This window comes from uncultured Thiodictyon sp., from assembly GCA_903837595.1.
Lineage (GTDB): Bacteria > Pseudomonadota > Gammaproteobacteria > Chromatiales > Chromatiaceae > Thiodictyon.
The window spans coordinates 1-7,415 of record CAILVI010000529.1; the positions used below are offsets into that span (position 1 = coordinate 1).

The 7,415-nt window shown below is 67.8% G+C and carries 7 protein-coding genes; 3 read left to right on the forward strand and 4 right to left on the reverse strand.

Annotated elements, in window-relative coordinates:
- The 3 genes from QZY44_RS32120 to QZY44_RS32130 all read left to right on the forward strand — a co-directional run.
- The coding region (locus tag QZY44_RS32120) for a thioredoxin family protein (protein ID WP_295457226.1) at positions 1 to 1,492 on the forward strand (1,492 nt) is incomplete at its 5' end.
- Positions 1,493 to 1,526: 34 nt separating this feature from the next.
- Entirely contained in the window at positions 1,527 to 2,162 is a 636-nt protein-coding gene (locus QZY44_RS32125) for a thioredoxin family protein (protein WP_295457227.1), read from the forward strand.
- Positions 2,159 to 2,389 (forward strand): hypothetical protein, encoded by a 231-nt coding sequence (locus QZY44_RS32130; protein ID WP_295457230.1) that lies wholly within the window; start codon positions 2,159 to 2,161, stop codon positions 2,387 to 2,389. The genes QZY44_RS32125 and QZY44_RS32130 overlap by 4 nt, the downstream gene beginning before the upstream one ends.
- Here the strand turns inward: QZY44_RS32130 and brxL are convergent.
- From brxL to QZY44_RS32150, 4 genes are read right to left on the reverse strand one after another with little or no spacing between them, the layout of a single operon-like run.
- The gene (gene brxL / locus QZY44_RS32135; RefSeq protein WP_295457233.1) at positions 2,344 to 4,455 is read right to left on the reverse strand and encodes a BREX system Lon protease-like protein BrxL; all 2,112 of its coding nucleotides are present in this window, start codon (positions 4,453 to 4,455) and stop codon (positions 2,344 to 2,346) included. The two genes, QZY44_RS32130 and brxL, sit on opposite strands and share 46 nt — an antisense overlap.
- 3 nt (positions 4,456 to 4,458) lie before the next feature.
- Positions 4,459 to 5,487, reverse strand: coding sequence for a hypothetical protein (locus tag QZY44_RS32140; RefSeq protein WP_295457235.1), 1,029 nt, complete (start codon positions 5,485 to 5,487; stop codon positions 4,459 to 4,461).
- Positions 5,488 to 5,494: 7 nt separating this feature from the next.
- Complete coding sequence (locus tag QZY44_RS32145) at positions 5,495 to 6,865, reverse strand: hypothetical protein (protein WP_295457238.1); 1,371 nt, start codon at positions 6,863 to 6,865, stop codon at positions 5,495 to 5,497.
- 10 nt (positions 6,866 to 6,875) lie between these two features.
- Entirely contained in the window at positions 6,876 to 7,196 is a 321-nt protein-coding gene (locus QZY44_RS32150; protein WP_295457240.1) for a DUF433 domain-containing protein, read from the reverse strand.
- Positions 7,197 to 7,415: the final 219 nt, after the last annotated feature.

Genomic DNA, 7,415 nt, shown 5'->3' on the forward strand with positions numbered 1-7,415 from the left:
GACAGCCGCAGCCGTCCGCTTCTTCCCCGCGGCCTGGGGCCTGATCGAGCCCGCGGCGGACCAGCCCTGGCGGGTGACCGGGAACCGGCTGGAGCTTGACCTGACTGCGGGCGAAGCGGCCGCCACCGCGGTCCCCGGTGGACTCCTGACGATGCGGCTAGCCGACGGGACCGTCCGCTCATTCGAGGTCAGCCCGGTGCGCGGGACACCGGGCCAGGCGCTCGCCCAGGCGGCCCCACCCACGGCGCCCGCCTTGGGTCTGCCGCTCGCCCTGGGGCTCGCCTTCCTCGGCGGATTGATCCTGAACCTGATGCCCTGCGTCTTTCCGGTCCTGGCGATCAAGGCGCTGAGTCTGGCAGGGCAGGGCGGTCTGAGCGCCCGGGAGCGCAGCCGCCATGGGCTCGCCTACACCGCGGGGATCCTGGTCTTCTTCGCCGGGCTGACCGCGATCCTGCTCGCCGTGCGGGCCGGGGGCACCGCCGTCGGCTGGGGCTTTCAACTCCAGTACCCGCCCTTCGTGGCGCTCATGGCCGACGTCTTTCTGGCGCTGGGGCTGTCGCTCGCCGGTGCCGTGACCCTGGGCGGCCGGCTGATGGGGCTGGCCGGGGGGCAGGTCGGCGGCGGGACCGCCGGGGCCTTCGGGACCGGCGCCTTGGCGGCCTTGGTCGCGGCGCCCTGCACCGCACCCTTCATGGGCGCCGCCCTGGGCTACGCACTGACGCTGGCCTGGCCCTTGGCACTGGCCATCCTGCTCGCACTCGGGCTGGGACTGGCCGCCCCCTTTTTGGCACTCTCGCTGGTCCCCGGCCTGGCCCGCCGACTGCCTCGGCCCGGCGCTTGGATGGAGCACCTGAAGCAACTCCTGGCCTTTCCCCTATTCGCCACCGTCGCCTGGTTGGTCTGGGTGTTGACTGTGCAGACCGGGCCGGCGGGCCTGGCCCTGGTGCTCGCCGGGATGCTCGCCTTGAGCTTCGGGCTCTGGGTACGCGAGCGCACCGCCCTGGCCCGGCGCGCTTTGCAGCGGGCCGGGGACGGGGCGGCCCTGGCCGGGGTGGCCGTTGCCCTGTGGCTCGGCCTTGCGACCGCGGGTGCAATGGGACCCGGTGCGCCGGCGGTTGCCAAGGCGACACAGGTGGGACTGCCGGCGGAGCCCTATTCGCCCCAACGCCTCGCCCAGGCCCGTGCTCAGGGTCGGCCGGTCTTCGTCAACATGACCGCGGCCTGGTGCATCACCTGTCTGGTCAACGAGCGGGTGGCTCTGAGCGCCGACCAAGTGGTCGCCGCGTTCCGGGCTGCCGACGTGCTTTATCTGAAGGGCGACTGGACCAATCGCGACCCGATGATCGGCGCCTATCTGGCCGGTTTTGGACGCTCCGGCGTCCCCATCTATGTCTACTATCCGCCGGGCGGGGAGCCGCAGGTGCTGCCCCAGGTCCTGACCCCCGCCAGCGTGCGTAAGGTCCTGGGGAACGCCGCTCGCAACCCCAGATAGCCTGGACCTCGACAGCCAACCGCAGGAGAATCCAATGTCCCGGATCGATCGTCGCTTGACCCGTCCCCAGGTACCCCTGACGCTCGCCCTACTCGGGGCGCTCGTGACCTGGGGGCTCGCCTGGGGCGCCGCGCCCCAGGTAGGCCAGCCGGCACCGCCCTTTGCGGTTGCCGACACGGCCGGCAAAACCTGGAGCCTCGCCGATCTCAAGGGCAAGAAGGTGATCCTGGAGTGGACCAACGACGGCTGTCCCTACGTGCGCAAGCACTACGGAAGCGGCAACATGCAGACGCTCCAGCGCGAGGTAACCGCGGCCGGCACCGTGTGGCTGACGGTGATCTCCTCGGCCCCGGGCACCCAGGGCTATGTGACCCCGGCCGAGGCGAACCGGCTGACCGCGGAGCGCAAGGCGGCGCCGACGGCCGTGCTCCTGGATCCGGCGGGGACCCTGGGCCGCGCCTACGGCGCCAAGACGACCCCGCACCTGTATGTCATCGACGCGACCGGGACCCTGGTCTACATGGGCGGCATCGACGACCGTCCGACCACCGACCCCGCGGACATCCCCGGCGCCCGCAACTACGTCCGCCAGGCGATCGCCGACCTCGACGCCGGCCGGCCGCTGACCGACCCGCTGACCCGGCCTTACGGCTGCTCGGTGAAGTATTGAGTGGCAACACGAATCAGAGCCTGATCCTTGGGCCAGCCATCTGGGGCGCCTCGACCTCGTTCCCGCAGACGACCCTGTTCTTTCATCCGCAGATCCAGCGGGTCGCCATCGCGAGCTCGCCAATCAATGAGGATGGCACGCATGGTATGGTCATCCGGGTGACCGCCGCCAACGGAATCAATCATTCAATCAGCGCCTTGAGCAAGGCATCCCTGGCGTCCGAGTAAAACACCACAGTGACGCGTGTAGCGATGTCGTCATCCAGCTCGATGAGCCGCTTGCGTGTCGTCACTGGCAGTAGAATCGTCTTGGCCCCCTTATCCGCGGCGGCCTCCACCACGCTGACCACGTTGTAGACCGGCTCGATGGACCCACCCAGGTTCAGTCCGCCGACCACGATCAGTCCGCCCTTGAGGCTCTTCTCCAGCAAGGCCGAGCACAGGGCAAGCAAGGCCCCCACCCCAGTCGCGGTGCCGGACTTGCCGGCGTCGAAGGCACGCAGTTGGACTGAGAACTCATGCGCCCGCGGGTCCCGGTCGCCGACCAAATTCTTCGCTCGCGTGTAGAGGTTCTGTTCGGCGCAGCGCACACTTTCCTTGAAGGACGCGGGCGGCGGCTGGTTGAGGATCTTCACCCCAGAGCCCGGCCCCTGGGTCACGTCCAAGCGGTAGAGCCCGGGATGCTCCTCCAGCCCGCCGGGCGAGAGGACCCAGACCTGTCCGGGCGGCAGTGGGTCATCCCCGATGCTGTCCTCGCTTTGCAACTCCGGGGTGGAGACGAACTGTTCCACACCGTCCAGGCCCATCTGGAAGCTGAAATGGGTGTTGCGAAACTCCGCGGAGCCGATCCGCTTCTGCTGCTCCTTGACCCGCCGCCGACACTCCAGCGCCAGCCGCGCGGCCCATTCGATGGCGTGATCAGGGATCTCAAGGGAGTCGGGGCGTCCCGCCCCGAGTGCATTTCCGCTGGGGCCGGGACGGCCCCGCTCCGGTTCCAACGGCTGGGGATACATCAGTTTGAGTAGTCCGCTCATGGTCTTGTGGACCGCGTTGGTGTCGCGGCCGCTCAGGGCTCCGCCGAAGTGGATGCGCTCCTGAAAGACCCGGGGCGGGACGCCCCGGCTCCTTTGGTGATTCCAACAAGAGGACAGGAAGTCGCTGACCAGGCCGAAATGGTCCGTGAGCTGGTCACGGTTGACCTTGGGGATATCCCAGCCCGGCATGTAGGCGTGGATGCGGTCCATGAAGGCGGTGTCGTCACGCATCTCCGGCGGCATGGGGCCGAACAGATGGCCGACGCGCTGCTGGTGGACCACATCCACCTCGAAGTTGCCGACCATGACGATGCTGCCGAAGCCGCGGATGCTCTCCTTACCGCGGCTGAACTCGCCGGACTCCATGTAGCCCTTCATGATGTTGACCCCGTCCTTCTGGTCAAAGCTGATCCCTGAGACCTCGTCGAAGCACACCACGTCGTACTGACACACCAGCCCCCGCTGACCGGTGCTGTTGTTGACGAACATGCGCGCCACTGACGCCTTGCCGCCGGACACCAGGTGCGCATAGGGCGAGACCTGCTGAAACAGGTGGCTCTTACCGGTCCCGCGCGGCCCCAGTTCCACCGCGTTGTAGTTGTTCTCGACGGAGGGGACCATGCGCAGCAACATCACGTCGCGGGTACGCGGTGACAGGTTCTCAGGCTCAAGGCCAACACTGCGCAGCAGGAAGGCCTGCCATTGCTCGAAGCTGAAGGCGGCGCGTCCGCGCGCCATGGTGTCCAGGGCATCGCGCTTGGAGAGCTGGATCTCGCGCAGCGACTCGATGCCGAAGGGCCGCCCGTTCTTCTCCTCGGCGATACTCGGGTCATAGCTCAGGTCCACCTCGGCGCAAAAGCCACCGGTGAGCATTCGCTCGTGGGTGTGGACCAGGGCATCGTCGATCCGCACATCCTTGAGCCGCAGACTCGGCAGTTCGGCCACGAAGCAATCGTTTTTCGCGTCCAGACGGGCGGTGACCAGGTCGATCAGCTTGACCCGACCCTGTTCCTTGGCGCGGGCCTTGAACAGCTCCTCCTCCCCGGCGCGCACCGTGCGGCTGGCGAGCTGGCGCTGCACGATGTCCAGGCCTTCCTGGATCTCCGCCTCGTCGGTACCGGAGCAATAGCGCCCAAGCAGGAACTCGCCCACATAGGTGGGCACCGGATACTCACCCTTGAACCGGCGTACCAGGTCCTTGCGGACGATGAATCCGTCGAACGCCTGGGCGGCCAGCTGGTCGAGTGTGTCGAGCTGCATGGATCAATCCCTCTCAAAGGAGCCGGGGCGTCCCGCCCCGGTGTCCTCCGGGGCAGGATGCCCCGGCTCCATTCCAACCACCAAGGACCGCTTGGCAACGACCTGCCCCTCACGAACCACGACCAGCACGGCCGCCGCGCCTTCGTGCTGGTCGTCCGTGACCAGCAGCACGGCGGCACCGTCCGCGTCCGGCGGTTGCATGCGCCGGTCCGGATCGAGCACGCTTGAAGTCGCGTCCGCCGGCCGCGTGCGCAGATCGAGCAGGGTCCCCGCGAATCCGCCCTGCAACTGCACCCGCAGCCGCAGACCCTTCCAGTCGGCGCTGCCGATCGCGACAGCGGCCTGAGCGGGTTGCCCGTCCGTGGTGACCGTCAATGTCAGGGTCAGTGCATCTTGCAGACTCAGGCCCCCATGGGCGTATTCCACGCCGAGCTTGAAGGCCGAGACGCCCGGGGCGCAGACCACGCAGTGGCCGCCGCCCCAGAACCAGGGCAGTTCCTGGAACCCGTGTTGTGCGCCGGGCTGGGGCACCGCACAGCGCGGCCAACGGGATTGGGTCAGGTGCGCCGGCAGGTCCGCCTTAGGTAACCCTCCGGGCAGCAGCAGCCACCCATGGTCCGTGACCAGGACGGCCCGTTGCCAGCCGGCGGCGAGCAACTCGCGCACGCGCAGAGCGACCGCCCGCAGTTCCTCCTCCAGCCGCCAGGCCAGGCGCGCCCCCTGGGCGTGGCCATCGTGGTCGAAGGTGCCGATCTCGGTCCAGGCGGCGCCGGCCGGGTCCCCGGTGGACGCCGCATCCAACCAGCTCCACCCATGGCTCGCCAGCAGGTTGCGGAAGGCCTGGGTCGTGAGGTTCTTGCCGGTATCCAAGAGCTGCGGCTCGAACCCCTCCGGCAGACTGGTCCCAATCAAGGCATCTGCCAGCGGGTGCCACGCCGGCTTGGCAGTCGCCGTCACCGTGGGCAGCGCTGACCAATGGGTTGCCGTCTCCACCGTGAATCCATCTGCCTGGAGCAGGCGGGCCAGCTCCAACCCGAGGTCACAGCATAGGCCATCCACGAACACCAGGACCGTCCCGGGGGGTGGCCAGGAGCGCGGGCGTCTCGCCCGCGAGTCCCGGCCGGGACGGCCGGGCTCCCGGGTAAGTCAGGGCCCAACCCTGCACCTGCTCCGCAAGCCCCGCCAGCCACGGGAGGTAGACGGCCCGCAGCGCCGCCGTGACGGCCTCCAAGTCAGGGGCATCGCGCACCGCGGCGTAAGTGCGCCAGGCGGCGGCATCGATCCCCCAGCCGCGATCCAGATAGGCCGCAGCCAGCGTGTCCCAATCGTGTCCGCCAGCACCCGCGGCGATACCCTCCGCCAGGACCTGCAAAGGCACCGCCGACCGCGCCAGCGACGCCTCGCCCAGATCTGCCCACAGCGAATCGGCCCGCATGGCGTGCTCCGCACAGAGCTGCTTGAGCCGCGTCAGTGCCTGCGCCCGCGGCAGCGCCAGGAGACCCAGTAGACCGGCGCGCAAACCATCCTCCTGCTGGCGGTTGGTGGCCGGCATCCGGTCGTTGGTGACATCGAGCAGGTCTTTCGGATGTGCCAGGTCCAGCGCCTTACGCACCCCGGCGAAGGCCTTGTGTGCCTGGCCATAGCGCGTACAGACCTGATCCCAGACCCCGCCCCCGGCGACCAGCTTGTCGACCGCGGTGATGATGCCGTCCTTGTCTGGGTCCAGGCCGAAGGTCGGCTTACAAAGCGCCTTGAAACCGGTCCAGCGCTCGGCAGACCAGTCGCCATGGCGACCGTCGCCGGTCGCCATCCACGCCAGCAGCAGGCCCACCGGATCGGCTGCCGCCAGCCCATGAAAATCCGCCGCCTCCAGGCGCCGGCCGCTAAGGCTCGCCATCGGCGCGCGCAGCACCTGGGTCAATTGGGCACCGACCGCGTCCTGTGTGGCCCGATCACGGGCCAGATCGAGGCCGAGACCACCCTCTTTGGACGACAGGTAAGCCGGTGGCGTCCAGTCCTTCCCGTTCTGCTGGCCCCAGAACTGCCCCTGGAACTGAAGCGCAAATAGATGCCGCGCGGCCTCCGGGAACCCGGCGGCACCGCGAAAGGCCGACCGCGCCACACCCGGCAGATAAAGGAGCGCAGGCGTCCCGCCCGCGCGTGCCGAAGAGCCCACCCACCGTGCAAGCTGGTAACGCAACCAAGTCGACGGCCCGGTACGCTCATCCATAATCTCCGGCGCCAGCACAAAAAGCTCCGGCATGGCGTGGCGCAGCAGCGGGATGGCCCGGGACCAAAGCCCTTCCCGGTATGTCCACAACACCACGGACGGTGCAGCCAGGTCGTGGCGGTTATAGATCGCCGCCGCGCGGAGTCGGTCGATCAGCTGCTCAAGGATGGTGGTGCTCATGTCAAGACTCCTAGCGCCGCAGGGCCTTGTAGTCATAGTCTGGCTCGATCTGTACCTCGCCGAATGGAAAAATCCCGCATTCGCCTGCCTCCGAACGAGGGGCCGTCAACTGCGCGACGAATCGCACACAGGCGTCGATGTCCGCGGGCTCAAGGGATGGGTATTGGCGTAGGATTTCATCCGGGGATTCACCGGCGCGCAGAAGACCGAGGATCGTGTCAACCGTGATTCGCAGGCCGCGGATGGTCGGCCGACCGTTGCAGAGGTCCGGATGGACGGTGATGCGTCCGTCCAGGTATTCGAGAGGTACCACGTCGGCATCAATGATCATTGACGGCGTCCTTGGTCTCGTCCGGGACGCTGAAATTCATGGTTGCCATCGTCACTGCCTGGATTTTGGGAATTTATAGGGCCGCTAGCCCGGCTTCGACTATTCGACCCCGGATGTTGCCATTTTAGGCCCATTTTGGCCCTTGGCGGTAGTGTAAGTGCCTGAGTGAGCTAGACCGGGTCCTGCGAAAGCGTCTGTAGTGCCGACCTTGGTCCTTGA